The following is a 25,283-nucleotide window of genomic DNA, read 5'->3' on the forward strand; positions in this document are numbered from 1 at the left end:
CCCGCCATGGTGGCGATGAACTTCACCAAGGAGCAGCTGCGTGAGCTGGCCGAGCGCGGTGCTTCCGAGATGGAGGGCGCCGGCGCCGTCGACATCCTGCGCTGGACCGACGAGCATTTCGGCGGCGTCGACGGTCCCCGCGGCTGGGCCAACTGCAAGTACGTGGTGGCCGCCAACATGCAAGACGCGGTGATGGTTTCGCTCGCCTCGGACGTGCGACCGGGCGTGCCGGTGCTGTTCCTGGACACCGGCTACCACTTCGCCGAAACCATCGGCACCCGCGACGCGGTCGAGTCCGTCTACGACATCCACCTGCTCAACGTCGAACCCGAACACACCGTCGCCGAGCAGGACGAGCTGCTGGGCAAGGACCTGTTCGCCCGCGACCCCAACGAATGCTGCCGGCTGCGCAAGGTCATCCCCCTGCGCCGCGCGCTGCGCGGTTACGCGGCGTGGGTCAGCGGGTTGCGCCGGGTGGAGGCCGCCACCCGCGCCACCGCCCCGCTGATCAGCTTCGACGAGTCGTTCGAACTGATCAAGGTCAACCCCATCGCGGCCTGGACCGACGACGACGTCCAGGACTACATCGAGCGGAACAACGTCCTGGTCAATCCGCTTGTCGAGGAGGGCTACCCGTCCATCGGCTGTGCCCCCTGCACCGCCAAGCCGGCCGAGGGTGACGATCCTCGCAGCGGCCGCTGGCGGGGACGAAACAAGGTCGAATGCGGGTTGCACGCATCATGAGCACACTCGTACTCACCGCCCACGGCAGCCGGGACCCACGGTCGGGCGCCAACGCGCAGGCCGTCGCCAACCGGCTGGCCGGCATGCGCCCCGACCTCGACGTGCGGCTGGCGTTCCTGGAGCTCAACGAGCCGAACTTCGCCGACGTGCTGGCCGGCCTGCCGGACAGCCGCCGCGCGGTGGTGGCCCCCTTCCTGCTGGCCAGCGCCTACCACGCGCGCCTGGACATCCCGAAGCAGATCGCGAAAGCCGGAGCCCACGGCATCCGCCAGGCCGACGTGCTCGGCGAGGACGACCGGCTGGTGTCGGTACTGCGCGAACGCCTGGCCGAGGTCGGGGTCTCCCCGGACGACGACGACCTCGGCGTGATGGTGGTCGCGATCGGCTCGTCCAACGCCGCGGCGAACGCGCGCACATCGAAGGTGGCGTCCCGGTTGGCCGTCGGAACCCGATGGGCCGCTGCGACGACGGCGTTTGCCACCCGGCCCGAGGCCTCGGTGCAACGCGCCGCCGGCCACCTGCGCCGCCGCGGCGCGCGCCGACTCGTCATCGCGCCCTGGTTCCTGGCGCCGGGGCTGCTCACCGACGGCGTCTCAACCTATGCGCGGGACAACGGTATTCCGATGGGCGCGCCGCTGGGCGCCCACCCGCTGGTGGCCGAGACCCTGCTCGACCGCTACGACGAGGCGTTGGAAGCCGACGCGGCAGCCTAGCGGCTGTTGATGTGGCTCAACAGATCTCGAACCGCCCCGGCCGGCGGCGTGCGCCCGCCCACCCAGATCGCGCGAAACTTGCGCCTTAAGTCCAGTTTCGGAATAGTGACCGCGCTCAGCCGCCCGACCACCAGGTCGTCGGCCACCGCCAACTTGCTCATGGCCGCCGGTCCCGCACCGGCGAGCACGGCCGCGCGCATCGCCGCCGCCGACGTCAGCTCCAATACCGGCGGCGCTTGCTCCATGTCGTCGCCCAGCACCTGACGCAACGCCACCGTCAGCGAATCGCGGATGCCCGAATGGGGTTCGCGGGCAACCAGCGGCGTCTCCGCGAGTTCGCGAGCGGTCACCCCCCGCGCCCGTCGCGTCCACTTATGGCCCGGCGGCACCACGATCACCAGTTCGTCCTGACCCACCACACAAGTGCCCAACCTCTTTGGTGTGCCCGGGTTTTCGACAAACCCGAGATCCGCGCTGCCGTCGCGGACCGCGGCGATCGCGTGCTCGCTATTGGTCGCGGTCAAACTCACCTGCGGGGCAACGACGCCGCGCCGCGTCGCCTCGGTCTGTAGGGACAGCAGCCAATGCGGCATCAGCTGCTCGGAGATCGTCTGGCTGGCCGCAACCCGGATCCGCTCGCGGCCCTCCTTGCGCAGCGATCCCATGCCCGCGTCAAGCTCGGTGGCGACCTCCAGCAACCGCCTCGCCCAGTCCGCGACGATCAGGCCCGCCGGCGTCAGCTGCGAGCCGCGCGTCGTTCGCACCGCCAGCGTCACACCGATCTGGGCCTCCATCGACGCGAGCCGTCGCGAGATGGCCTGCTGGGTCAGCCCGAGTTCGCGCGCGGCGCGGCCCAGGCTGCCGGTCTCGGCGATCGCCAAGAACACCTCGAACGAGGCGAGCTCGGGCATTCGCGGGCTGAGCGGCATGGCTGATCACATCACAATCAATTCGTGTGACACAACGATAGCTTGTGACTCCACAACGCCGGGACCTCTACTCGCGCCGGGTTGCGGCGAGAACCATGGGCTTATGGCCTACGTGATCGCCGAGCCCTGCGTCGACATCAAAGACAAGGCGTGCATCGAGGAATGTCCCGTCGACTGCATCTACGAGGGCACGCGGATGCTCTACATCCACCCCGACGAGTGCGTCGACTGCGGCGCGTGTGAGCCGGTGTGCCCGTTGAGTCCATCTACTACGAGGACGACCTGCCCGGCGAATACGGCGAGTACACCCAGATCAACGCCGACTTCTTCACCGAGCTCGGCTCGCCCGGCGGCGCGTCGAAGATCGGACTGACCGAGAACGATCCCGCCGCGGTCAAGAACCTCGAGAGCCGGGCAGAAGCCACGTAGGGCATTTCGTAAGGTGAGCGGATGCGGACAGCTCGAATCATCCACGTCATCCGGCAGATAGGGTCGCTGATCGTCACGGCGGTGACCGCGGTGTCCACGCTCAACGCCTACCGGCCGCTGGCGCGCAGCGGCTACCTATCGCTCTTCTCGTTTATGTTCGGGCTGGTCGTCACCGAGTTGCCGTTGCAGACCCTGGTCAGCCAGCTCGGCGGTCTGGCGTTGACCGCTCGCCGACTCACGCCCCCGGTGCGCATCGCGGCGTGGGCGGTGGCAACCGTGTCCGCGATGGGCTTGCTGAACTTCAGCCGCGCCGGGCATAAGGCCAACGTGCCGCTGACCCAGGCGTTGGACGAGGGCCTGGGCGCCGCTCGTCGCACCGAGTCGGGGGACCTGTGGCGCCGGCCGGCCGGCGGCGGGACCGCCAAGACGCCGGGGCTGCTGCGGATGATGCGGATTTATCGCGACTACGCCCATGACTCCAACATCAGCTACGGCGAATTCGGCAGCGCCAATTACCTGGACATCTGGCGCCGTCCGGATCTCGACCCGATGGGCAAGGCGCCGGTGCTCTTCCAGATCCCGGGTGGCGCCTGGACGACGGGAAACAAACGCGGACAAGCCCATCCGCTGATGAGCCACCTCGCGGAGTTGGGCTGGGTCTGTGTGGCGATCAACTACCGGCACAGCCCGCGCAACACCTGGCCCGACCACATCATCGACGTCAAGCGCGCCCTGGCGTGGGTCAAGGCGCACATCGCCGAGTACGGCGGCGACCCCGAATTCATCGCCATCACCGGCGGTTCGGCCGGCGGCCACCTGTCTTCGCTGGCCGCTCTCACTCCCAATGACCCGCAATTCCAGCCCGGCTTCGAAGACGCCGACACCCGAGTGCAGGCGGCCGTGCCGTTCTACGGCGTCTACGACTTCACGCGATTCAACGACGCGATGCACCCGATGATGCCCGCCCTGCTCGTCAAATCGGTTGTCAAGCAACGGCCTTCGACGAACATGCAGCCCTTCATCGCCGCGTCGCCGGTCAACCACGTTTCGGCGGACGCTCCCCCGTTCTTCGTCTTGCACGGCCGCAACGACTCGCTGGTTCCCGTCGAGCAGGCGCGTGGATTCGTCGAGCGGCTGCGGCAGGCGAGCAACCAGCCCGTCGTGTACGCCGAATTGCCGTTCACCCAGCACGCTTTCGACATCTTCGGTTCGGCGCGCGCGGTGCACAGCGCGGTCGCCGTCGAACAGTTCCTGGCCGAGGTCTATGCGACGCGCCGCCAGGCCAACGTGGCCTAACCGCCCAGCATTTGGGCCACCACGCCGGCGATGATGGCCTCCGGGTCCTGCTCGATGCCCACGCTGAGCAACTCGCCACCGATCGCGAGCGACGCGACGCCGTGCACCAGCGACCACAGCGGCGCGGCGAGTTCACGCGGGTCTTGACCGCCGGCGATGCCCGCCTGTTGGCACGTCACGATCGCGTCGAGCAGGTCGCCGAACGCCTGCTCGCCGGCGACGGCCAGGTCGGGATGGTCGGCCTTGGAGAGCTCGGCGCCGAACATCACCCGGTAGTGATCCGGGTGGGCGACGGCCCAGCGCACATACGCGCGGCCGAGTTCGACCACCCGGTCCTTCGGGTCGGGCGCGACGTCGGCGGCCGCGGCCAGTTCGGCGTGGAGGTCGCGAAAGCCCTGTTCGGCCACGGTCGCTAGCAGCGCGGCCTTGTCGGCGAAGTGCCGGTACGGGGCGGCGGCGCTGACGCCCGCGCGTCGTGCCGCCTCGGTCAGCGTGAAGCCCTTCGGCCCCTTCTCGGCCACCAGCGACAAAGCGGCGCTGCTCAGGGCGCGTTTGAGGTCGCCATGGTGATAGCTGTCCCGACGCGCCACAACTTTCCGCTCCCGTGCCATGTTGACGATATTAACATTAGGGACTATGTTAAAGCCATTCACATCTTTGGAAGGGGATGAAATGGACCAGCAACTCATGACCCCCCGCGCCGGCGACCGCGACCGGGAGAGGGCGGCAGAACGCCTCGGCCAGGCATTCGCGCAGGGCTACCTGCAACTGGATGAATACGAGCAACGGCTGCAGGCCGTGTTCGGCACGCACACCACCGAGAAACTCACCCAGCTCCTCGCCGACCTGCCGCTCGAGCGGATCCGGCGCGCGGACCCGCGCCGCCGCGCCGCCCGCGTCAAGGCCGCCCGCCGTGGCGTGCGCCTTCACCTCGCGGCCTACCTGGCGATGACCGTCATCGTGCTCGCCGTGTGGGCGGCCGTCGCCGCGACCACCGGCGCCACCTACTTCTGGCCGATCTGGCCCATCCTCGGCGCCGGCATCGGCCTTGTCAGCCACGCCCTGGGCATTCACCCCGCCGTCAAAACTCCTGCGAAGTAAGGGGTCAGCCATGTCATGGGCAGTCATCACCGGCGCCAGCTCCGGGCTGGGCGCAATTTTCGCCGACCAGCTGGCGCAGCGGGGCATGTCGTTACTGCTCGCCGGGCGTGACGAAGCACGGCTGAGTGCGGTGGCCCAGCGGGTCGACCAGCAAGTCGAACTGGCAGTCGGCGATCTTGGCACACAGGCCGGCGTCGATGCCCTCGTCGCCCGCCTGGACGGACGGGAGGTCGCCGTGCTGGTCAACAACGCCGGCTTCGGCACCTACGGTCCGTTCGCCGAGCTCGACGCCGAGCGTGAGCGCGAGCTGGTCGCAGTCAACGTCGACGCGCTGGTGCGGCTGAGCCACGCGGTGCTTCCCGGCATGCTGGCCCGCGGCCGGGGCGGCATCTTGAATGTCGCGTCCACCATCGCGTTTCAGCCCGGGCCGTATCAGGCCACCTATGGCGCGACCAAGGCGTTCGTGTTGTCACTGAGCCAAGCGCTGTGGGCGGAGACTCGCGGTTCGGGGGTCACCGTCACGGCGTTGTGCCCCGGACCCACCCGGACTGGGTTCGTCGATGCGCTGGGATCGGACGTCTCGCACACCGCGATCTATCGCCGACTCGCGGCGCCCGAGCCCGTCGTGGCCGCCGGGCTGCGCGCCCTGGACCGGGGCCGCGCCGTCGTCGTGCCCGGGTGGCGCTATCGGCTGATGACGACGAGCACACGATTGATGCCCGGGTGGGTCTCGTCGCTTGTCAGCGCACGGATGCTGCGGCCGGCCGCGTGACGGAAACCCTTGTGCCGCAGGCTATGTCTTGGGACGCACGCCGGCCGCGCGGTACACGAAAACCGGCTGGACCGGATAACGCAGCGTCGTCGTTGGCAGTGTCTCCAGCACCTCGTCGGGGATGGTCTTCTTGTAGTTGAGGCTCATCGACCCGCTGAAGGCGGGGTCGACACCGTGCAGGTCGATTTCCAGCTTCAGCCCTTTGCCGGTGATGGTGGCCCGGGCCGGCCCCTTGCCGCTGTCCCAGGTGCAGTCGATCGATCGCAGGTTGGCGTCCCCGCGCGCGGGAAGAGTGGCGACGATCCGGGCGGACGTGAACGCGAAGGCGCCCGTGTAGCGGGATACGCCGGAAGCCGAATAGACCCCCGGCACGTGGCCGCCGAAGTGCCGGCTCACCCCGACCTTCCCGGCGCTGAAGATGATGCCCTCGGCTTCGAGCTCGTCGCGCAGCGCCGCGGGCAGTTTGCCGATTTCGGACAAATTACGGAGAAAGCCGAACACGCACCAGACCGTAGCGCGACGTCTGACCGGTGCGCACTCGTTTGCCAGAGAGCTTTACTGCACCGTGACGTCGGCCGTATAGGTGCACGCCGGTTTGGAATCCTTTTCGACGAAGCTGGTGTAGGACGTGCCGATCGTCGTGGTCCCCGGCTTCAACGCGGTGAACTTCCACACCTCGGTGCCGGGCGCCCCCAACGCATCGGAACTCGGCGGCACGAACTCGTGGCTGGTTTGCTTGAGGATTCCCGGATCGCCGACCTTCATCTCCGGCGCCCACCGGTACGGGGTCGTGTAATTCGAGCCCAACTTCACGATCAGCGTGTTGCCGGCAGTCAAGGTCATGCTCTGCTTGATGACGTCCTGGGTGAGCACGTCGGTCATGGGCACCTGGAGCGTCTTGGTCGACGGCGGGTTTCTGGATGCGAAGTGGCAGCCCACCACCGTTGACGAAACGAGCACGGCGACTGCTATCAGCAGCCTCATCCTCACAAGATTCATCGCCTCCATTATGGCGGGAAGCCTGATGCCGAGATCGGTCCGTACGGCCGGAAGCTTGATGCCCAGGTCGGAGTGCCAAGCGAAGCCAGGCCGGCCGACTCGCGACGAGTCCGACCACTGCCTCCACGAACGTAAGAAACCACGGTCCGGCCCGAAGGGCGGAGCCGGTCAGCCGGGCAGTCATCGCGACGCTTTGCGCGGACGGTGCGGCAGGTAAGCGCGGATCGCGTCGTGGTAGGGCAATTGGCCCGCGTCGACCTGTTCTTGGAGGTACTGCTCGAAAGTGATCGCGCCAGCTTCGTGCTCCGGGGTCAGCAGGGCGCCGGCGCGCAACCCACCAAAAACCTTGCCGGGCAACCGGATCGGGACGATGCGTCGACGTTTACCCACGATCGCCAGGTAGCTGCGGGCAAGGTCTTGGAGTGCACGCGCCTGCGGGCCGCCGAAATCCGGCGCACGTCCGATCGGCTCGCCGAGCGCCAACCGGGCCAACCGCTCGCCCACGTCGCGCACGTCGACCGGTTGGAACTTCAAGTCCGACGGCAGGAGCACGACCGGCGGTTTCGCGAGCATGCGCAGTATGACGGCGATCAGATCGTGGAACTGGGTCGCCCGCTGCACCGTCCACGGCAGGCCCGACTCAGCGATCGTGCGTTCGTTGGCGAGCATCATGCGGTACAGGGCGAATGGGACGCGGTCGATTCCGACGATGGAGACGTAAACCAGATGCGGTGCGCCCGCCCGTTTCGCTGCAGCGACCAGGTGCTCGGTGGGATAGACGCAGTGCACGATCGTGTCGACGCCGTCGACGGCCGCGTCGAGCCCGTCGCCGGTTCGCACGTCGCCCACGACATGCTCGACGTCGGTGCGCTGGTGCCGCCGTCGTCCGCGGCTCAGAACGCGGACGTCCTTGCCGGCGGCCGTCAGGTGGTCGACGACGATGCGACCCACGGTGCCGGTGCCGCCTGTGATCAGTACTCGGTTGGTCATACCTTTATGAACCGGGCAGACCCGCCGGATGTGACAACTGCTCGGCGAGGAACCGCAATTTGTCGGGGTTTGCCATCGCCCGCAGGGCTGCGATCTGGTCGCCGATGATCTCGAAAGACAGCACCCCGGTCAGCGTTTCGCCGTCGAACGCCAGGATCGCCGGCTCGCCGTTGACGTCGGCGACGTCGAGGCGCAGCCCCAGCCGCGGGACGTTCCTGCCGAACCCGCGGGCCACATAGGACGCCACGCGGTCGCGGCCCGAGATCACCCGCCGCGCGGCCGCCACCTTGCCGCCCCCGTCGGCCGTCGAGGTCACGTTGTCGGTGAGGATCTCGACGAGTCCGGCGACGTCGCCGGCACTTGCGGCGCTGAAGAAGCGGTCGACCAGGCGTCGCCACTGTGCCCGATCGGGTTGGAAACGCGGCCGCGGTTCGCCGAGGCGCTGCCGCGCTCGCCGGTACAGCTGGCGTGCGTTGGCCTCCGACGTCTGCAAGATCTCGGCGATCTCGAAGTGGCTGTAGGCGAATGCTTCTCGGAGTACGAACGCCGCGCGCTCGGTAGGGCTGAGGTGCTCCATCAGGCTCAGCAGCGCGATCGAAACGGACTCGCGTTGTTCGGCGGTATCCAACGGGCCGAGTGTGCGGTCGTCGGTGAGGACCGGCTCCGGGAGCCACGGCCCCGGATAGACCTCTCGACGGGCGCGCGCCGAAGTGAGCCGGTTGAGACAGAGGTTCGTGACTGCCTTGGTGAGCCACGCCGGCAGCGACTCGATCGCCTCCGCATCCGCGGTGTGCAGTCGCAGGTAAGCATCCTGGACCGCGTCTTCGGCCTCGCTCGCCGAACCCAGCAGCCGATACGCCAACCAGAACAGGCGCGGCCGCTGAGACTCGAAGGCCTCCGCGACGTCGCTCACGCCACCAACACTGCCACGTTTCGGGGGTGCGTTTGCTGCGGGTCCGGTAGCTTCTGGGCATGTTTGGCATCATCCGGCCCTGTCGTCATCGGCTCGGCGGCGAGCTGGCGGCAGCCTGGACAGCCCAGTTGTGCGGATTGTGTCTGGCGCTTCGGGACGATTACGGCCAGACCGCGCGCATCGCCACCAACTACGACGGGTTGGTGGTTTCGTTGCTGGTCGAGGCGCAGTCGGCGGGGCCGCCGGCCCGCCGCACGGCTGGGCGCTGCCCGTTGCGCGGGATGCGCCGCGCCGACGTCGCCACCGGTGACTGTGTGCGGCTGGCGGCCGTCGTGTCGTTGGCGCTGGCCGCGGCGCGGGTCCGTGACCACGTCGACGACCGCGAGGGCCTGGTCGGCGCGGCCGGTGTGCGGCCGGCGGCGCGCCGCATCGCCGAACGCTGGGTGCGCCAGGGCACCGGCGCCGGTCACACCCTGGGCTTCGACACCGGCGTGCTCGTCGCCGCCATGGACCGGCAAGCCGACCTCGAATCTCAGGCCCGCCCGGGTAGCTCGCTGTTGCTGGTGACCGAGCCCACCGAGACCGCCGTGGCCGAAGCGTTCGCGCACACCGCCGTGCTGGCCGGCCGCCCCGACAACGGGGGGCCGCTGCGCGAGGTCGGCCGGCTGTTCGGCCGGGTCGCGCACCTGCTCGATGCGGTCGAGGACTACCACGACGACGTCGCGCGAGGAAAGTGGAACCCGTTGGCCGCCACCGCTACTCCCGTGGGGGCGGCGCGCACCCTGTGCGACGACGCGGTGTTGGGCATCGAGCTGGCGCTTGCCGACGTCTCGTTTGCCGACGGGCGGCTGGTCCATCGGCTGTTGACCGGCGAGGTGCGCCGGTCGATCAAGCGCACCTTCGCCCAGGCTGGTTTCAGCGCACAAAGCGGAACACCACACGGCCAGCAGGAGCCCATCAACTTTGGCGACCAGCCGGCCCAGCCCGCTGCCGAAGGTGAGACACCCGGACGCAAGAAGCGCGGCGGCGACGGCACCGGATGCTGGTGCTGCTGCGATGGCTGCGATTGCTGCTGTGACTGCGACGACTGCTGCTGCGACTGCTCATGAGTTCGCAAGCATCACCCGACTCTCGGTTTTGATATCGCGGGCGCTATCGAGTTCGAGAGTCGCATAGTGCCCCGGAATCGGGGCCGAAGTGACAGATGTGACGGCGCTTTCCGCCCGAGCCCCGATCGGCGCGAAGCGCGCATGTCCGGCAGGATGGGCTGGTGTTTGGCCTCGTCCTGATCGTTGCGCTCGTCTCCACCGTTATCGTCGGGACGGTCCTCGGCCGGCGCTATCGCGTTGGTCCCCCGGTACTGCTCATCGTGCTCGGCACGTTGCTGGGCCTGATCCCCAGCTTGGCTCACGTGCACGTCAACGGGGAGATCGTGCTGTTGCTGTTCCTCCCGGCGATCCTCTACTGGGAGGGACTGAACACCAGCTTCCGGGAGATCCGAGCGAACGCGCGCATCATCGTGTTCCTCAGCGTCGCCCTGGTGATCGCGACGGCGGTGGCCGTGTCGTGGACGGCGCGGGCGCTGGGCATGGACTCCCACGCGGCGGCCGTGTTGGGCGCCGTGCTGTCCCCCACCGACGCCGCCGCCGTGGCCGGCTTGGCCAAGAAGTTGCCACGCCGATCGGTCACCGTGCTCAAGGCCGAGAGTCTCATCAACGACGGCACGGCCCTGGTCCTGTTTGCCGTCACGGTCCACGTCGCGATCGGCGGAGCGCAGATCACCCCGATCGACCTGGTTGGTCGTTTCGTCGGCTCCTACCTTGGCGGCATCGCCGCCGGACTTCTGGTCGGCGGAGCGGTCACGCTGCTGCGCAAGAGGCTTGACGCGCCCCAGGAGGAAGGGGCGCTCAGCCTGCTGACGCCGTTTGCCGCGTTCTTGCTGGCGCAGAGCATGGATTGCAGCGGGGTGGTCGCGGTCATGGTCGCGGCGTTGATGCTCGCCTACGCCGGGCCGGTGGTGATCCGCGCGCGATCCCGGCTGCAGGCCTACGCGTTCTGGGACAGCGCGACCTTCTTGCTCAACGGCTCGTTGTGGGTGTTCGTCGGCGTCCAGATACCGGGGGCGCTGCGCGGCATAGCCGGCGTGGACGGCGGGATTCGCCACGCCTTGTTCATCGCGCTCGCCGTCACCGCCGTGGTGATCCTGTCGCGCATCTTCTGGGGCGAGATCACCGTGTGGCTGATCCGGCTGATCGACCGCCGGGAAGCCCAGCGGGAACGGCGCGTCGACTGGCGTCAGCGTTTCGTCACCGCCTGGGCGGGGTTCCGCGGGGCGGTGTCGCTCGCCGCGGCGCTGGCGGTCCCGACGACCACACTCAGTGGCGCGCCATTCCCCGACCGCAGCCTGCTCATCTTCATCGTGGTCGTCGTCATCCTCGTGACGGTCCTCGTCCAGGGCACCACGCTGCCCGCGGTGGTGCGCTGGGCGAAGATGCCCGAAGACGTGGCCCACGCCGAGGAATTGCAACTGGCCCGCACCCGTGGCGCTCGAGCCGCCCTCGACTCCTTGCCGACGGTTGCCGACGAGGTCGGCATCAGCGACGACCTCCGCCGGCGGCTGCAGAAGGAATACGAAGAGAAGGCCGCGCTGGCCCTCGCCACCGAAAACGACTCGACGAACAGCCACCTCGTCAAGAAGAAGGATCTCGTCCGCCGGGTTCGGCTGGGCATGCTCGAACGCAAGCGCCGCGAGATCACCGCGCTGCGCAACGAGAACCTCATCGACGACATCGTCCTGCGCGAGCTGCAGAACGAGATGGACCTCGAGGAAGTGCAGCTGCTCGACGCCGCCGACGACGAGTAGGGCCCGTCGGTCGTCGACCGTACAGTCGGCTCCATGTTGCAGACGGTCGCGATCCGCGGCTATCGCTCGCTGCGTGAGGTCATCCTGCCGCTGAGTCGGCTGTCGGTGGTCACCGGCGCCAACGGCGCCGGCAAGTCCTCGCTGTACCGCGCGTTGCGGTTGCTGGCCGATTGCGGCCGCGGCGAGGTGATCGCCTCGCTCGCCCGCGAGGGTGGGCTGCAGTCCGCGCTGTGGGCCGGGCCCGAGGAGCTGAAGGGCGCCCGCCGGACCGGCAAGGTCGAGGGCACCGTGCGCACCCGGCCGGTATCGCTCGAATTAGGCTTCGCGTCAGACGATTTCGGCTATCTGGTCGACCTCGGCATGCCGCAGATGGCCGGGCCCAAGTCGGCCTTCGGCCGCGATCCCGAGATCAAGCGGGAAGCCTTGTTCGCCGGGCCGGTGCTGCGGGCCAGCGCGACGCTCGTGCGCCGAACCCGCGATTTCGCCGAGGTGAGCGCGGATTCGGGCCGCGGGTTCGACGAGTTGTCCCGCTCGTTGCCGACGTACCGCAGCGTGCTGGCCGAGTACGCCCACCCGCACGCGCTGCCCGAGCTTGCGGCCGTGCGTGAGCGGCTGCGTGGGTGGCGGTTCTACGACGGCTTCCGCGTCGACGCCGGGGCGCCGGCCCGGCACCCGCAGGTAGGGACGCGCACCCCGGTGCTCTCCGACGACGGCGGTGATTTGGCCGCGGCGATCCAGACGATCATCGAGGCGGGCTTCGACGACCTGAGCCGCGCCGTCGCCGACGCCTTCGACGGCGCCACGGTGTCGGTAGCCGTTCATGACGGGCTTTTCGATCTGCAGCTGCGGCAGCGCGGCATGCTGCGCCCGCTGCGATCCGCCGAATTGTCCGACGGCACACTGCGATTCCTGCTGTGGGCCGCCGCGTTATTGAGCCCGCAGGCGCCGTCGCTGATGGTGCTCAACGAGCCGGAGACCTCACTGCATCCCGACCTGGTGCGTCCGCTCGCGGGCCTGATTCGCACCGCCGCCACGAGGACGCAGGTCCTGGTGGTGACCCATTCCCGCGCGCTGCTGGAAGCCACCGGCGACGACACCGTCGAGATCGAGCTCTACAAGGAGTGGGGCGAGACGCGGGTCGTCGGGCAGGACCTGCTGACGACGCCGCCGTGGGACTGGGGCAAACGCTGACGACCAACAAGCGCGTGTTTACGAATGCATCGCGGGCGCGTAAGAGATTCCGATGATCGTGCCCTCGATGGACTGCAGTCGAGCGACAGTTTGTCCCCACGGCTCGGTATGTGCGTCGTGCAGCAGAGTAAAACCCTTCTGCGTCAACTCGTTCGCCGCGGCCTGGACGGTGTCGGCGTCCGCGACCTCGAATTCGACGCTGGCCTGCGGCACAGGCCGCTCGACTGGCCAGTCAGGCGTGCCAAAGCAGGCTTGCGCAGCCTGAGCCAGCGGCCAAACCCCGAAGGACTTGCAGCCGTCGATGTCTTCACTGTGGAGATAGCCGTCGGCTTCCGCGGTCAGGGGCAGGCCAAGTGTGTCCACGTACAACCTTCGACTGACCGCCGGCTCGGGGGTGATCACTGCAACGCTCGTGACGAATTGCACTTCCATGGCTTCACCTTCCAACGCGAATTCGGCTGACCCATCCGATCGTGGCATCCGGTGCCCACACCCCGCTGGAGATGCATACCTCAAATATTGCCTGACAGGCAATATTGCCCGCCGGGCAAGTTTTGCGTACGTTGGTGCCCATGACCGAACAGCCGCGCGGGTTGCGGGAGCGCAAGAAGGCCGACACCCGCCGTGCCCTCAGCGACGCCGCGCTCAATCTCGCCTTCGAACGCGGGCTGGACAACGTGACGCGCGAGGACATCGCCAACCTCGCGGGAGTTTCGTTGCGCACGTTCAACAACTACTTCGGCGGCAAGTACGAGGCACTCGCCTACCGACAGACCGAGCGCATGCGCCGCAGCATTGCCGCGTTACGGCAACGCCCGGCCGACGAGCCACTGTGGACATCGATCGCACACGTGGTGCTCGAGCCCCTGGAAGCCGACTTCGGTGAGGTGTACGGCGAGGAACACCAGGTGCCCAGCCGCCACGAACTCGTCGAGGTCCGCAAAATGCTGATGAACCCCCAGATCCGTAACGCATTGCCGCAGGACCTATTCGATGAGTGGCTCGCGGTGATCGCCGAACGCACCGGCACCGATCCCGAGCACGACCTCTACCCGCGCCTGGTGGTGGCGATCGTGCGCGCCGTCGGCGACGCCGCAGCGGAGGCCTACGTACGAGCCGACCCGCCCGTCCCGATCACCGACCTGATCCGTTCCGGCTTTGCCGCCGTCAGCGCCGGCCTACCCCAACCCACCAAACGCACGAAGGAAACACATGACTGACGAACACGCCGACATCGTCATCTCCGGCGCCGGCCCTAATGGACTCCTGCTGGCCTGCGAGCTCGCGCTGGCCGGCATCCGGCCCGTCGTGCTGGACGCCCTGCCCGGACCCAGCCCGGAGCCGAAGGCGAACGGCCTTGTGGGACAGGTGGTTCGGACGCTCGACATGCGCGGCCTGTATCAGGCGTTCACCCGCGACCCCGAACCGCCCCAGCCGACCTACGGGTGGATCTTCGCAGCCATGACCCTGAACTTCTCCGGCCTGCCCGAAAACCCGATGTACGCGCTGCCCATCCAACAGCCCCGGCTGGTGCGGCTACTGGAGAAGCGTGCCCGCGATCTTGGCGTGGATCTGCGCTGGGGACACGAACTGACGGGTTTGCATCAGGAGCCGGAAGCCGTTGGAGCGCTGGTGTCTTCGGCCGAACGTGATTATCGCATCGACGCTGACTACCTGGTGGGCGCCGATGGCGGTCGCAGCCTGGTGCGCAAGACGGTGGGCATCGACTTCCCCGGCACCACCACGGACATCGTGGGTCGGCTCGCCCACGTGCACGTCCCCGACGAGTACCGCCGCGCCGACGGCGGGCTCGACATTCCCGGGTTCGGCCGGGTCGCCTTCGGTCACACGCGATTGGACCGGGGCGGACTGATCTACGCCGAGTTCGAGCCCGGTCGATCGCTCTTCGGGACCTTCGAATTCGGGCCGCCGGTCGAGGACAAACCGATGAGCGTGGCCGAGCTGCTCGCAAGCGCCCGCCGCGTACTGGGCGTCGACGTTCCCTTTGAGGAGCCGAAAGACCCTGGGCCGCACGCGCTTCGCCGGATCAACGGACAGAATACCCGCCATGCCGAGCACTATCGCGACGGCCGGGTCCTGTTGCTCGGCGACGCCGCCCACGTGCACAGCGCCATGGGCGGCCCCGGACTGAACCTGGGCCTGCAAGACGCCATGAACCTCGGCTGGAAGCTGGCCGCCCACCTCAACGGCTGGGCCCCAACCGGACTGCTCGACACCTACGAATCCGAACGCCATCCCGTCGGCGAGCGCGTGATGATGCACTCGCAGGCTCAGACCGCGCTCATGTTGCCCGGTCCCGAAGTCGCGGCGCTCCGCACCCTGCTGGGCGAACTTTTCAGCCTCCCCGACGTCGCCAAGCACATGGCCGCGCTGTTGGCCGGCACCGACGTGCGCTACGACGTGGGTGACGACCACCCACTGGCGGGTTGGCCCTTGCCCGAGCTGACCCTCGCGGACGGCCGACGGATCACCGAGTTGCTCCACGGCGCGAGACCGGTGCTCCTCGACTTCGACGGCGGCGTCGGGACCGCGGCGTCGGCCTGGGCCGATCGGGTGGAGATCGTGACCGCTACGCTCGACGACCCGCCCGCCGCGGCTCTGCTGATCCGGCCCGACGGATACGTCGCCTGGACGGCTGACGAATTCGGGCCGGCCCAGCAAGCCGGCCTGCACGCGGCGCTGCGGCGCTGGTTCGGGCCCGAGTCCAGCGGTTAGGGCGCGGGCCGCGCGGCTCCAGGGACGGGCCCGAAATGGGTGATGGCGGGCGCCACCCACTGGCGCAAGTAGTCCCGCAGCTCGCTGCCCGTCCGTGGCGGCCGTCCGGGGTCGACGATGAAGGATTGCAAGACCCTGAGCATGAATTCGACCAGGTCGTCGCGCCTGTCGTCGGTGATGCCGGCGCTGTTCCAGTCCACGTTGAAGCGATCGATGATGGAGCGCCCCAGCGCAAGCGCAACATCGGAAGTGACGCTGGCCGAGTAGGCCGCCGCCTTGTCGGAGGTCAGGAGCAACCCGAGGTATTTGTCCTGAGGGAGCAATTCCAAAGTGTGGGCGATGCCCTCGACCACCGCCTCGGCCGGGTCGTGAATGGGCTCCACGTGGGCCGCCAACCGGTCGAGGGCGGGGCCCACTTCCGACAACGCGGTCGCGGCCAACAGCGCGTCGGCGCTCGGGAAATACCGGTACACGGTCTGACGAGTGACGCCCAGATCGCGCGCGATGTCGCTGATTTTGATGTCCGGGCCTGACTGATCTATCGCGCGGCTCGCCGCGGAAATGATCCGCGCAATGGCTTCGTCGTCGCTCGACGGCAACGCGCCTGCCCAGCCGTGTCTGCGCATCTACCGTGCCCTCACGGTGAGTATGGTCGCATGAGAACCTAACTCAGCGCGACGCCTATCTCCTCGGCAAACACTCTGACCATGTGTTGCACGCCGATCTCGTTGCGGCCGATCACCATATGGTCGTGTTGGCCCTGGCGCACACCCTCGCCGCACTGCGGCAGCATCGCGAAGTCCTCGTCGCGCACCGCCGCGTGCACGGCGTCGTAGATCATGTCGTAGCCGTGCCGCTGGTCGTCGGTGGTCGCCGGGATGCGCGCCAACCAACTGTGCCGCACGGTGCAGCGGGTGGGGGCGCCGGCGGGCAGGATGTCGATGACTTCCACGCCCACGTTGCTGTTGGCCAGAATCAGGTTCGGGTAGATCCAATAGATCAGGCCCATGTTGTCCCGCACGTCCCACGATCCAGTTGGATCGGTGTCGAGGTTGGCGATCCAGTTGAACGGAAAGCCGAGCCGGTGATGCTTGCCGTACTCGTCGTAGATCGCCACGTTGGGCAGGGCGTTCTGGCCAATCAGGCTCTCGCCGTGGACAAATGGGAAGTGGTATCCCTCCGCGAACGCTTCCAGTGCCCCCTTCCACGACACCTCGGAGGTGAACTCGCGGTGCGTGTGATACCCGAACGATCCGTAGTCGAGTTCGGCTAACTGTGAACGCAGCGGACCCAGATGCGCGTCGACGTCGAGGGAACCGTCGGCGGTCAGCACCGCCCAGATGAAGCCGTACGCTTCCTGACTGGGCAACTCCACGAGCCCGTAATCGTGGGTATCGACCCCCGTGAAGCCGGATTTGCCTGGGACGCTGAACAACTCCCCGGTGTTCTTGTACGTCCACGCGTGATACGGGCAGGTGAAGCGAGAGGCGTTGCCCGCACCGCATGCGGGCATAGCGCCGCGGTGCCGGCAGTAGTTGAGAAACACATGACTGGCTCCCGAGCGGTCCCGGGTCACCAGCAGCGAATTGCCGAGCACCGAGCGGACTTCGAAGTCGTTTGGATTGGGCAGCTGCACACTCGGCAAGATCGCCAGTGGGGTCCGCCGCAGAATCTGTGACTCCTCGATGTCGGCGACTTTGGCGTCCCGGTAGTAGTGCAGCGGCACTCGCAGCACGTCCGCGGCCAGGTCGGTCGTCTTGTTCAACACGAGCCGCAACGCTCGCCGCGTCAGATCGTCGTTAAGTTCAACCGGACGCACGCTCTCGATCGTCACGACTCGGACCATACACTGGAGCACCTATGGATGGTCAAGCCCCCGCGACCTCGTCGTATCGCGGACGTGTCGGGCACGGTGGTCGGATTCCGCACCCGGTCAGTGGGACCTCGCAACTGCATTGAGCCTCCCGATTTCGGGCGACTTCCTCGGCGCGCGGGTATCCGGCGCCGACGTCGGCGAACGGATCAACGAAGCCGAGGGCCCCAAGGGCTAGCCGGTCGGCGGAATTCATGGACTGTTCAGGCCAGCGCCAAGTCCACATTGTTGAATGCACACGCGCACCGCGTGTCCTCACGTTATGCGCGTTGTACAGGTCGCCAACTTCTATGGCCCTCGCTCCGGCGGCCTTCGCACCGCGGTGGACCGGCTGGGCGCCGAATATTGCGCCGGCGGGCACGAGGTGTTCCTGATCGTTCCCGGGCAGCGTGCCGAGCGCAGCCGGCTGCACACCGGCGTGGTGCGAATCACCCTGCCCGCCCGGCTGATTCCCCTCACCGGCGGCTACCGCGCCGTACTGCCCGGGCCGGTCAAGGCGCTGTTGGAGGCGTTGCGGCCCGACGCCCTGGAGGTCTCCGACCGGCTGACCCTGCGATCACTGGGCCGGTGGGGACGCGACCATGGCGCCACAACGGTCATGATTTCCCACGAGCGGCTGGATCGGCTTGTGGGACAGATCCTTCCGCGCCGCGCCGCGGTGAAATTCGCCGATCTGGCCAACGCGCGCACCGCGGCCGACTACGACACGGTGGTATGCACCACCGGTTTCGCGCGCGAGGAATTCGACCGCATCGGCGCGACGAACACCGTGACCGTCCCGCTGGGCGTGGATCTGCAGACCTTCCACCCGCGCCGGCACTCGTACCTGGTGCGGCGGCGCTGGGCGACGCCGACCCAGCTGCTGGTGGTTCATTGCGGCCGGCTGTCGGTGGAAAAACGGGTCGACCGCAGCATCGACGCGATCGGCGAGTTGCGCCATGCCGGGGTCGATGCCCGGCTCGTCGTAGTGGGCGAGGGTCCGTTGCGGGCCAGGCTGGAGCGACAGGCCGCCCGCCTACCAGTCGACTTCACCGGGTTCGTCTCCGATCGGCGCATGGTGGCCGGGCTGCTGGCCTCGGCCGACGTGACCCTGGCACCCGGACCGCACGAGACTTTCGGGCTCGCCGCCCTGGAGTCGCTGGCCTGCGGGACACCGGCCGTGGTCTCGCGCACCTCGGCGTTGACCGAGATCATCACCGCGGACAGCGGTGCTTCGGCGGACAACCACCCGGCCGCCATCGCGCGGGCGGTCAGCGCCGTCACCAGCCGCCCCGAGCACCACCGACGCGTCTCGGCGCGACGCCGTGCCGAGGACTTCACCTGGCACCGGGCGGCAACGGGCATGCTGGCCACGTTGGGGGCGCCGGCGCAAGACGATCACCCCGGCGCCGAGCACACGGCTTAGCCCCATAAATCCAGGCCCACATGGGATTTGCCTTGACCTCGGACCGCGGAACTCCCTAAAAGTCGGAGGCTGCCCACGATCCGGGCGGATACGGCGGAACCACGCCGGCGAAGGCGCCATCGGTGAGCCTGCACAGGGTGTCGGAAATCGTTCCGGCGTTGGCCAATACCTTCGCTTCGCTGCCCGGCGCGACGCGCGCGACCACCGCCTGCCAGAAGTAGCCGACGCCGCCGTGTTCGTACCAGACGAACCAGTCGGTGTCGCGATTGCCGGCACGAATCAGCCGGCGGAACGGCAACGTCGGATCGCTGACCGCGTCGGTCGCGTTGAACGGCGCGCCGATGTCGGCGATGGGCGGCAGCAGCTTGGTCAGCTCCGGCGGCAATTGGGATAAGTGCTGCACTTCCCGCACGGGTGTCGTCAACGCGCACTGGGTGTTTGGCAACGCTTCCGCGGGGACCGCCGTCACCAGTGCCAACGTGGCGGCAAGACAACCGCTGATTCCATAGCTGATGCGCGCCACGATCTGCTCCATCTGGTCTACCGCTCACCAGGACGCTACGCCACCCTTTGCTGAACGGCGCCGCTTTCGCGGCCGCTAGGCTCATTGCTGACGATCAGGGAGGCGAATCGGTGGGAACCCGAGACCAGGTGTTGATCACCGTCGCAGAGCTGGCTGGCCTCCTCGAGGCCGGCGATCCGGTGACCATCCTCGACGTGCGATGGCGCCTCGACGAGCCCGACGGGCGGCCGGCCTACCTGGACGGGCACGTGCCGGGCGCGGTGTACGCGTCGCTCGAAGACGAACTCAGCGATCACACGATCGCCGGACGTGGCCGCCACCCGCTGCCGGCGGGCAGCGATCTGCAGTCCGCCGCGCGCCGGTGGGGAATCCGGGATGACGTGCCGGTCGTGGTCTATGACGATTGGAATCGCGCCGGTTCGGCGCGCGCCTGGTGGGTGTTGACGGCGGCCGGTCTGTCCGACGTCCGCATCCTCGACGGGGGCCTGGCCGCCTGGCGAGCGGCCGGACGGAGCCTCGAAACGGGGCAGGTGACACCGCAGCCCGGGAATGTGACTGTGCCGCACGATGATCTGTACGCCGGTGGCCGACCGACCCTGACCGCCGAACAAGCCGGCGACGGCGCCGTGACGCTGCTCGACGCGCGAGCGCCCGAACGCTTCCGCGGCGAAATCGAACCGCTCGACCCCGCCGCCGGGCACATCCCCGGCGCCACGAACCTGCCCAGCACCGCGGTCCTGGCGGCCGACGGCACGTTCGTCGGCGACGACGCGTTCAGTCGAATTCTGGCCGAACACGGCGTCGACCACGGCGACCCGTTGGGCGCCTACTGCGGCTCGGGCGTGACCGCCAGCGTCACGGTAGCCGCGCTCGCCGCGCTGGGCCGGGAGGCGGCGCTGTTTCCCGGGTCGTGGTCCGAGTGGTGTTCGGACCCCGCCCGCGCCGTCGCCCGCGGTCCCGAGTAACGGTCACACACCGCCCCAGCTCTGCAGGAACGCGGCGGTCACCCGGGCGGCGTTATTCGCCGCGATCCGCTTGTAGCAGAAGAACTGGAACGGAAAGCCCGGCAGGTGGAGCGGATCGCCGGGCCCGTCCGTGATGCCCCGGATGCCCAGGAAGGGGACACCGTGCGCATCGGCGACGGCCTGCGCCGCCGCGGTCTCCATGTCCGTCGCATCGTAGGCCGGGTCCGACGTCGAGACGATGTTCAGGTTGCTGATGAGCGCGCTTCTGAGCCAGCGGCCCGCCGCCTGCCGGAAATTGCCCGTGTACCGCAGCGAGCGATCGGGCGCGCGGCGGGGCTGGCAGCCGAAAACGTCGCCGCCGTTCGGGATACAGGGAAACGCCACGCCGTTGTTGTTGTCCCAACTACAACCGTCGCCACCGACGACGATTCGCGGCCGGCGCCGCAGATCGATACTGCCGGCGACGCTTTCCAGTGCGACGGAGAGCTTCTTGGCCGTGGCCAGCATGGCGGGATCAACCGGGCGAAACGTCGTGCCGTTGTCCAGTGTCCAGCGCGCCGGTACGGTCACGTCCGCAATGCTGGTGCGCGCCGCCCCGCCGGCGACCCCCGAAAACACCACCGCCCCAATCTCGTTGGACGATCCGCGAGCGAAGCGTGCCAACGCGGCCTCGGTGGTGTCGACGGCGTTCACCAAACCGATGCCCGTCATCGCCACGATCACCTTCTTGCCGGCGATCGCGCCGAGATAGAAATGTCGCCGGTCGACCACGACCACCGGGTCGGAGTCAAGCGTGGTGTGAAACAGCACCGCGTCGGCTTCGGCCGGAAAAGCGGACAGCAGCAACGTGCGCCGTTCACCGCCATCCGCGCCAGCACGCATCGACCCAGTAAACGCCACTACAGCCGAGGGCGGGGCCGACTCCGTCGCGGCTTTGCTGATTTCGGCCCTTCGCGGGGGGCCAGCGGTTAGTCTCAGCGGCGTTGCAGGCAACCCTGGCGCGCCACAGAGGAGCACGTTCATGCTCGAAGTGATCGACAGAACGCCGCGCCGCGAATCCCACAAGCCGCCGGTGCTATTCGTCCACGGCGCATGGCACGGCGCCTGGTGCTGGGACGAGCATTTCCTGGACTTCTTCGCGGACAAGGGCCACCGAGCGTTGGCGCTGAGCCTTCGCGGTCACGGAAAGAGCCCGGCTCTCAAGTCGATGCGGTTGTGTTCGATCGCGGACTTCGTTGTCGACGTCGCCACGGTCGCGGACCGGTTGCCGGAACGACCGGTGATAGTCGGCCACTCCATGGGTGGCTTCGTCGTCCAGAAGTACTTGGAATCGCACGACGCTGCGGCGGCCGTGCTGCTGGCGTCGGTACCCCCGAACGGCATCCGCGGATTCTTGGCGCGCAGGTTCAAGCGGCACCCGTGGTACACCGCCAGCGGGCTGGTCCGGACCAGGTCGCTGTGCGGTGTCGGCGGCACACCGGAATTGGCCCGCGAGACCTTCTTCTCGCGGTCGAACTCCGAAGCCGATGTGGCGCGCTATGCCGCCGAACTCTGCGAGGAGTATGCGCTCAAGATCGCGATCGACATGTTGTGGCTCGACAAACCCAGGCCGCACCTTGTCAGCACGCCGCTGTTGGTGTTGGGGGCCGAAGACGACGTGTGCTTCACGACACGAGAAGTCCGGGCGACCGCGGCCGCCTACGACACCGAAGCGGAAATCTTCCCTAAGATGAGCCACGACATGATGCTTGACCCTGGGTGGCGTGCCGTCGCCGAGAGAATCCACGCTTGGCTCGAAACATGCGTGCCCGCAGGTTGACTGCGCAATGAGCGGCCGGCTTGACGGTAGGGTCGCGATCATCACCGGGGCTAGCACCGGCCTGGGGCCCGTGCTGGGCGCGCTGTTCGTCCGGGAGGGCGCCAGGGTGCTGCTGGCCGCGCGACGCGAAGAGCTGGTACGCGAGGCCGCCCACGCCGCCGGGCCCGGAGCCATCGCGGTGCGCGCGGATGTCACCGACGAGCATGACGTCGCGGCCATGGTGGCGCGAGCCGTGACCGAATTCGGCCACGTGGACATTCTGTGCAACAACGCCGCCGCACCCGGACAGGACCGCTGGATCTGGGAGCAGACCCTGGACAACTGGAACGCCACTCTCGCCATCGACGTCACCGCGGCGATGCTGTGCACCCGGGAAGTGCTCAACCAGTCGATGCTGGCGCGCCGTCGCGGCGTCATCCTCAACTTCTCTTCCACGGCAGGCTATTCCGGCATCGTCCGCAAGACCCACTACGTCACCGCCAAGGCATCCCTGCGGGCGTTCACCAAGACCGTCGCGCTGGAAGTCGGGCCCTACGGCATCCGGTGCAACTGCATTGTGCCCGGGGCCATCGATACCGAGCTGTGGCGGCAATGGGTGCAACGCACGGCCGACGAGCGAGGGGTCGATTTCGCCACCCAGCGCGCCAAAGCCGTCAAAGGCGTTGCCCTGCAAGATATCTCCACGCCCGAAGACGTCGCCAACTTGGCGTTGTTTCTGGCCAGCGACGAAAGCCGCACCATCACCGGCCAATCCATCCCTGTCGACGCCGGAGGGTACATGCAGGGATGAGCGCCCCACGACTCTCGGTGGCCACCCCCGTGGTGACAATGTTTCCGAAGACCAGCGGCGACTGGGAGAAACACGCTTCCATCGACGACCTGGCGCGCATCGCCGAGGCGGCGGATCGGCTCGGCTACCACCACCTAACCTGCAGCGAACACATCGCGCTGCCCGCGGCCGAGACGCACCGCCGCGGTACCCGCTATTGGGATCCGCTGGCCACCTTCGGCTACCTGGCGGCGCGCACCTCACGAATCCGGTTTGCCACCAACGTGCTGGTGCTCGGATACCACCATCCGCTCGAGATCGCCAAACGCTACGGCACGCTGGACAAGGTGAGCGGCGGCCGGCTCATCCTCGGCGTCGGAGTCGGCAGCCTCAAAGAGGAATTCGAGCTCATCGGCGCACCCTTCGACGACCGTGGACCGCGGGGCGACGACGCCCTCAAGGCGCTGCGCGCCTCGCTGTCCGTGCCCGAACCCGCCTACCACGGCGAGTTTTACTCCTTCGGCGGCATGGTCGTGGATCCGTGCGCGGTGCAGGACCGTGTCCCGATCTGGATCGGGGGCCGCACGCTGCGGTCGTTGCGCCGCGCCGCGAACCTGGCCGACGGCTGGGCACCCTTCAACGTGACCCTGCCTCAGGCGCGAGATTGGTTGAGCCGCTTCGATCTTCGATCCGATTTCGAGGTCGTCCTGCCGCCATCGACGGCCCTGGACCCGATCAACGAGCCGGAACAAACCCGAGACGCCGTCGGCCAGGCCGCCGCGCACGGCGCCACCATCGTGCCCGCCGTCTTCCGCCACACCTCGCTGCAGCATTACCTGGACAACCTGCAGGCGCTCGCCGAGCTGCACTCCCCCGGCGGCGCCGCGTGATCCGGATCAGGGCAGGCATATTCAGCCTCACCGCCGCCGCGCCGGCCGACGACGACGGCGGCTACCTGCGCTGGCACCTGCTGGATCACATGCCGGAGCAGTATCAACTTCCAGGCATCGTGCACGGGTTGCGCTGGATCGCCGACGGCGACTATCCCCAGCATCGACTGGCGGCAAACGGCCCGCTGGGTGAGATCGGCAATGCGGTGCACTACCTGGTAGGCGACCCCGTCGAGGAGACATTCGACGACTTCGTCGCCCTCGGCCGCGCGCTGCGCGAGAACGGCCGCTTTCCCGTCGTCCGGCCGTCCCTGCAAGTGGCCGGCCTGCGCTTGCTGCAATGGCACAGCGCCCCGCACGCGCTGGTCTCCGCGGAGGTGGTTCCGTTCCGGCCGCACCGCGGCATCGTGCTGATCGTCGAAGAACCCGTTGACGGCAGCCGACCGGACGGGTGGCTGCAGTGGTTGCATGCCGAGCACCACCCGGCGCTGCTCGGCGTGCCGGGCACGGCCGGCGCCTGGACATTCGGTTCCAGCGCCGGCTGGAGCCACCTGCCGCGGGGCTGGCGAACCGAGCACCAATACATCACCGTCGTCTACCTCGACGACGACCCGCTGACCACGACCAGTGCCCTGGCACCCGTCATCGAAGAGCGATGGCGATCGGACGCGGTACGGCCCATCTTCGCCGGACCGCTGCGCAGCATGGTCAGTTGGGAAGCCTGGCGGTAAACCCCCCGGTTGACTGGTCGCCAGAGAAATGAGACCTTCCCGAAACGAAGGAAACCTATCGTCCTCGCTGACAAGGGAGGTGAGATGACGAATCGGTATGTCCTCGCGGCCGCGGGACTTGTGCTGGTGGCCGGTTTGTCGGGCTGTTCCGGCAAGGGCGGCCAGCCGCCGTCCGCCCCAAGTTCGAGCCGTGTTGCCGTGACCACGACCGTCATGATCGACGGGAACAAACACACCATGACCACGGGGGTCAACTGCGCCAGTTCGGCGGCGCAACCGAACGCGTCGCCACCGGAATCCGGGGACCTGACCACTCGCATCACCGTCCACGACGACACGGCGTCTGTGTCGCTGGCCCTGTCCGACGAGAAGCCGCCGATGGTGGACGGATTCGCGATTTCGCTCACGCTGGCCAACGGTCAGTACCAACTGCCCTACCAGTCGACCAAGTCGGCGACCCAGGTCCAGGCAACCAAGGAGGGCAAGAGCTACACGGTGACCGGGACGGGCGAGGCGACAACGCCCGGCCAAAGCGGCACGCGCCCGGTGACTTTCGGGGTGCACGTCACCTGTCCATAACTGCCGGGCCGCGGAGATGGTTGTCTACCGTCGTCGGCTCTGCGATGCTGGCA

Annotated in this window: 28 protein-coding genes and 1 pseudogene; 18 read left to right on the top strand and 11 right to left on the bottom strand. The window is 68.0% G+C overall.

All coding sequences use genetic code 11. From position 1 onward, the window contains the following. Positions 1-6 precede the first annotated feature (6 nt). Positions 7-744, top strand: coding sequence for a phosphoadenylyl-sulfate reductase (locus A5756_RS20660; protein ID WP_066956808.1), 738 nt, complete (start codon positions 7-9; stop codon positions 742-744). Continuing rightward, on the top strand, positions 741-1,457 hold the full coding sequence (locus A5756_RS20665) for a sirohydrochlorin chelatase (RefSeq protein ID WP_066956810.1): 717 nt from the start codon (positions 741-743) through the stop codon (positions 1,455-1,457). Before A5756_RS20660 ends, A5756_RS20665 begins: the two co-directional genes overlap by 4 nt. Here the strand turns inward: A5756_RS20665 and A5756_RS20670 are convergent. Next, positions 1,454-2,386, bottom strand: a complete 933-nt coding sequence (locus tag A5756_RS20670; protein WP_066956813.1) for a LysR family transcriptional regulator — start codon at positions 2,384-2,386, stop codon at positions 1,454-1,456. The two genes, A5756_RS20665 and A5756_RS20670, sit on opposite strands and share 4 nt — an antisense overlap. Before the next feature lie 103 nt (positions 2,387-2,489). Here A5756_RS20670 and fdxA point away from each other — a divergent pair. Beyond that, positions 2,490-2,815: pseudogene (gene fdxA / locus A5756_RS20675) on the top strand (ferredoxin). 21 nt (positions 2,816-2,836) lie between these two features. Next, positions 2,837-4,111, top strand: coding sequence for an alpha/beta hydrolase (locus tag A5756_RS20680; RefSeq protein WP_066956817.1), 1,275 nt, complete (start codon positions 2,837-2,839; stop codon positions 4,109-4,111). Here the strand turns inward: A5756_RS20680 and A5756_RS20685 are convergent. Then, a complete protein-coding gene (locus A5756_RS20685; RefSeq protein ID WP_066956820.1) occupies positions 4,108-4,722 on the bottom strand; it encodes a TetR/AcrR family transcriptional regulator in 615 nt (204 codons plus the stop codon). The two genes, A5756_RS20680 and A5756_RS20685, sit on opposite strands and share 4 nt — an antisense overlap. A 61-nt stretch (positions 4,723-4,783) precedes the next feature. Between A5756_RS20685 and A5756_RS20690 the strand changes: the two genes are divergently transcribed. Together A5756_RS20690 and A5756_RS20695 are read left to right on the top strand one after the other, a co-directional pair. Next, positions 4,784-5,212: a DUF1707 domain-containing protein gene (locus tag A5756_RS20690; RefSeq protein WP_066956823.1), complete on the top strand. Its 429-nt coding sequence runs from the start codon at positions 4,784-4,786 to the stop codon at positions 5,210-5,212. Positions 5,213-5,222: 10 nt separating this feature from the next. Next, on the top strand, positions 5,223-5,984 hold the full coding sequence (locus A5756_RS20695) for an SDR family oxidoreductase (RefSeq protein WP_066956826.1): 762 nt from the start codon (positions 5,223-5,225) through the stop codon (positions 5,982-5,984). A gap of 21 nt (positions 5,985-6,005) precedes the next feature. Here A5756_RS20695 and A5756_RS20700 read toward each other — a convergent pair whose 3' ends face one another. The 4 genes from A5756_RS20700 to A5756_RS20715 form a co-directional block, all read right to left on the bottom strand. Further along, positions 6,006-6,485: a hypothetical protein gene (locus A5756_RS20700; protein ID WP_066956830.1), complete on the bottom strand. Its 480-nt coding sequence runs from the start codon at positions 6,483-6,485 to the stop codon at positions 6,006-6,008. Positions 6,486-6,539: 54 nt separating this feature from the next. Continuing rightward, positions 6,540-6,974 carry a protease inhibitor I42 family protein gene (locus A5756_RS20705; protein ID WP_066956990.1) on the bottom strand — a complete coding sequence of 145 codons (435 nt, stop codon included), beginning with the start codon at positions 6,972-6,974 and terminating at the stop codon, positions 6,540-6,542. Between the two features lie 189 nt (positions 6,975-7,163). Beyond that, entirely contained in the window at positions 7,164-7,973 is an 810-nt protein-coding gene (locus tag A5756_RS20710) for an SDR family oxidoreductase (RefSeq protein ID WP_066956833.1), read from the bottom strand. A 4-nt stretch (positions 7,974-7,977) separates the two neighbouring features. Beyond that, complete coding sequence (locus A5756_RS20715; protein ID WP_066956836.1) at positions 7,978-8,886, bottom strand: RNA polymerase sigma-70 factor; 909 nt, start codon at positions 8,884-8,886, stop codon at positions 7,978-7,980. A 59-nt stretch (positions 8,887-8,945) separates the two neighbouring features. On the opposite strand from A5756_RS20715, the gene A5756_RS20720 reads away from it, so the two are divergent. The 3 genes from A5756_RS20720 (at position 8,946) to A5756_RS20730 (ending at position 12,940) form a co-directional block, all read left to right on the top strand. Then, positions 8,946-9,995: a DUF5685 family protein gene (locus A5756_RS20720; RefSeq protein WP_066956839.1), complete on the top strand. Its 1,050-nt coding sequence runs from the start codon at positions 8,946-8,948 to the stop codon at positions 9,993-9,995. A 161-nt stretch (positions 9,996-10,156) separates the two neighbouring features. Further along, positions 10,157-11,749 (top strand): Na+/H+ antiporter, encoded by a 1,593-nt coding sequence (locus tag A5756_RS20725; RefSeq protein ID WP_066956842.1) that lies wholly within the window; start codon positions 10,157-10,159, stop codon positions 11,747-11,749. Between the two features lie 33 nt (positions 11,750-11,782). Further along, positions 11,783-12,940, top strand: coding sequence for an AAA family ATPase (locus A5756_RS20730; protein WP_066956845.1), 1,158 nt, complete (start codon positions 11,783-11,785; stop codon positions 12,938-12,940). An 18-nt stretch (positions 12,941-12,958) separates the two neighbouring features. Here the strand turns inward: A5756_RS20730 and A5756_RS20735 are convergent, their stop codons facing one another. Next, positions 12,959-13,372, bottom strand: coding sequence for a VOC family protein (locus A5756_RS20735; RefSeq protein ID WP_066956993.1), 414 nt, complete (start codon positions 13,370-13,372; stop codon positions 12,959-12,961). 140 nt (positions 13,373-13,512) lie between these two features. On the opposite strand from A5756_RS20735, the gene A5756_RS20740 reads away from it, so the two are divergent. Beyond that, entirely contained in the window at positions 13,513-14,160 is a 648-nt protein-coding gene (locus A5756_RS20740; RefSeq protein WP_066956851.1) for a TetR/AcrR family transcriptional regulator, read from the top strand. Then, complete coding sequence (locus tag A5756_RS20745; RefSeq protein ID WP_066956854.1) at positions 14,153-15,676, top strand: FAD-dependent monooxygenase; 1,524 nt, start codon at positions 14,153-14,155, stop codon at positions 15,674-15,676. Before A5756_RS20740 ends, A5756_RS20745 begins: the two co-directional genes overlap by 8 nt. Here the strand turns inward: A5756_RS20745 and A5756_RS20750 are convergent. Further along, positions 15,673-16,302 carry a TetR/AcrR family transcriptional regulator gene (locus tag A5756_RS20750; RefSeq protein WP_066956859.1) on the bottom strand — a complete coding sequence of 210 codons (630 nt, stop codon included), beginning with the start codon at positions 16,300-16,302 and terminating at the stop codon, positions 15,673-15,675. The two genes, A5756_RS20745 and A5756_RS20750, sit on opposite strands and share 4 nt — an antisense overlap. A gap of 38 nt (positions 16,303-16,340) precedes the next feature. Further along, entirely contained in the window at positions 16,341-17,522 is a 1,182-nt protein-coding gene (locus A5756_RS20755; RefSeq protein WP_066956862.1) for an SRPBCC family protein, read from the bottom strand. Positions 17,523-17,811: 289 nt separating this feature from the next. Between A5756_RS20755 and A5756_RS20760 the strand changes: the two genes are divergently transcribed. Then, a complete protein-coding gene (locus A5756_RS20760; protein WP_066956865.1) occupies positions 17,812-18,954 on the top strand; it encodes a glycosyltransferase in 1,143 nt (380 codons plus the stop codon). A 55-nt stretch (positions 18,955-19,009) separates the two neighbouring features. Here A5756_RS20760 and A5756_RS20765 read toward each other — a convergent pair whose 3' ends face one another. Next, complete coding sequence (locus A5756_RS20765) at positions 19,010-19,489, bottom strand: hypothetical protein (RefSeq protein ID WP_231989222.1); 480 nt, start codon at positions 19,487-19,489, stop codon at positions 19,010-19,012. 98 nt (positions 19,490-19,587) lie between these two features. Between A5756_RS20765 and A5756_RS20770 the strand changes: the two genes are divergently transcribed. Continuing rightward, entirely contained in the window at positions 19,588-20,442 is an 855-nt protein-coding gene (locus A5756_RS20770) for a sulfurtransferase (RefSeq protein ID WP_066956869.1), read from the top strand. A 3-nt stretch (positions 20,443-20,445) separates the two neighbouring features. Here the strand turns inward: A5756_RS20770 and A5756_RS25625 are convergent, their stop codons facing one another. Continuing rightward, the gene (locus A5756_RS25625; RefSeq protein WP_082960066.1) at positions 20,446-21,324 is read right to left on the bottom strand and encodes a hypothetical protein; all 879 of its coding nucleotides are present in this window, start codon (positions 21,322-21,324) and stop codon (positions 20,446-20,448) included. A gap of 139 nt (positions 21,325-21,463) precedes the next feature. Between A5756_RS25625 and A5756_RS20780 the strand changes: the two genes are divergently transcribed. The 5 genes from A5756_RS20780 to A5756_RS20800 all read left to right on the top strand — a co-directional run bounded on the left by A5756_RS20780 (position 21,464) and on the right by A5756_RS20800 (position 25,230). Then, the gene (locus tag A5756_RS20780) at positions 21,464-22,261 is read left to right on the top strand and encodes an alpha/beta hydrolase (RefSeq protein WP_066956872.1); all 798 of its coding nucleotides are present in this window, start codon (positions 21,464-21,466) and stop codon (positions 22,259-22,261) included. 7 nt (positions 22,262-22,268) lie between these two features. Beyond that, on the top strand, positions 22,269-23,051 hold the full coding sequence (locus A5756_RS20785; RefSeq protein ID WP_066956875.1) for an SDR family NAD(P)-dependent oxidoreductase: 783 nt from the start codon (positions 22,269-22,271) through the stop codon (positions 23,049-23,051). Next, positions 23,048-23,920: an LLM class F420-dependent oxidoreductase gene (locus A5756_RS20790; RefSeq protein ID WP_066956878.1), complete on the top strand. Its 873-nt coding sequence runs from the start codon at positions 23,048-23,050 to the stop codon at positions 23,918-23,920. The genes A5756_RS20785 and A5756_RS20790 overlap by 4 nt, the downstream gene beginning before the upstream one ends. Continuing rightward, a complete protein-coding gene (locus tag A5756_RS20795; protein WP_066957001.1) occupies positions 23,920-24,651 on the top strand; it encodes a hypothetical protein in 732 nt (243 codons plus the stop codon). The genes A5756_RS20790 and A5756_RS20795 overlap by 1 nt, the downstream gene beginning before the upstream one ends. Before the next feature lie 84 nt (positions 24,652-24,735). Continuing rightward, positions 24,736-25,230 (top strand): lipoprotein LpqH, encoded by a 495-nt coding sequence (locus A5756_RS20800; RefSeq protein ID WP_066956881.1) that lies wholly within the window; start codon positions 24,736-24,738, stop codon positions 25,228-25,230. Positions 25,231-25,283: the final 53 nt, after the last annotated feature.

Source organism: Mycobacterium sp. 852002-53434_SCH5985345, from assembly GCF_001667155.1.
In the GTDB taxonomy this organism is placed as follows: domain Bacteria; phylum Actinomycetota; class Actinomycetes; order Mycobacteriales; family Mycobacteriaceae; genus Mycobacterium.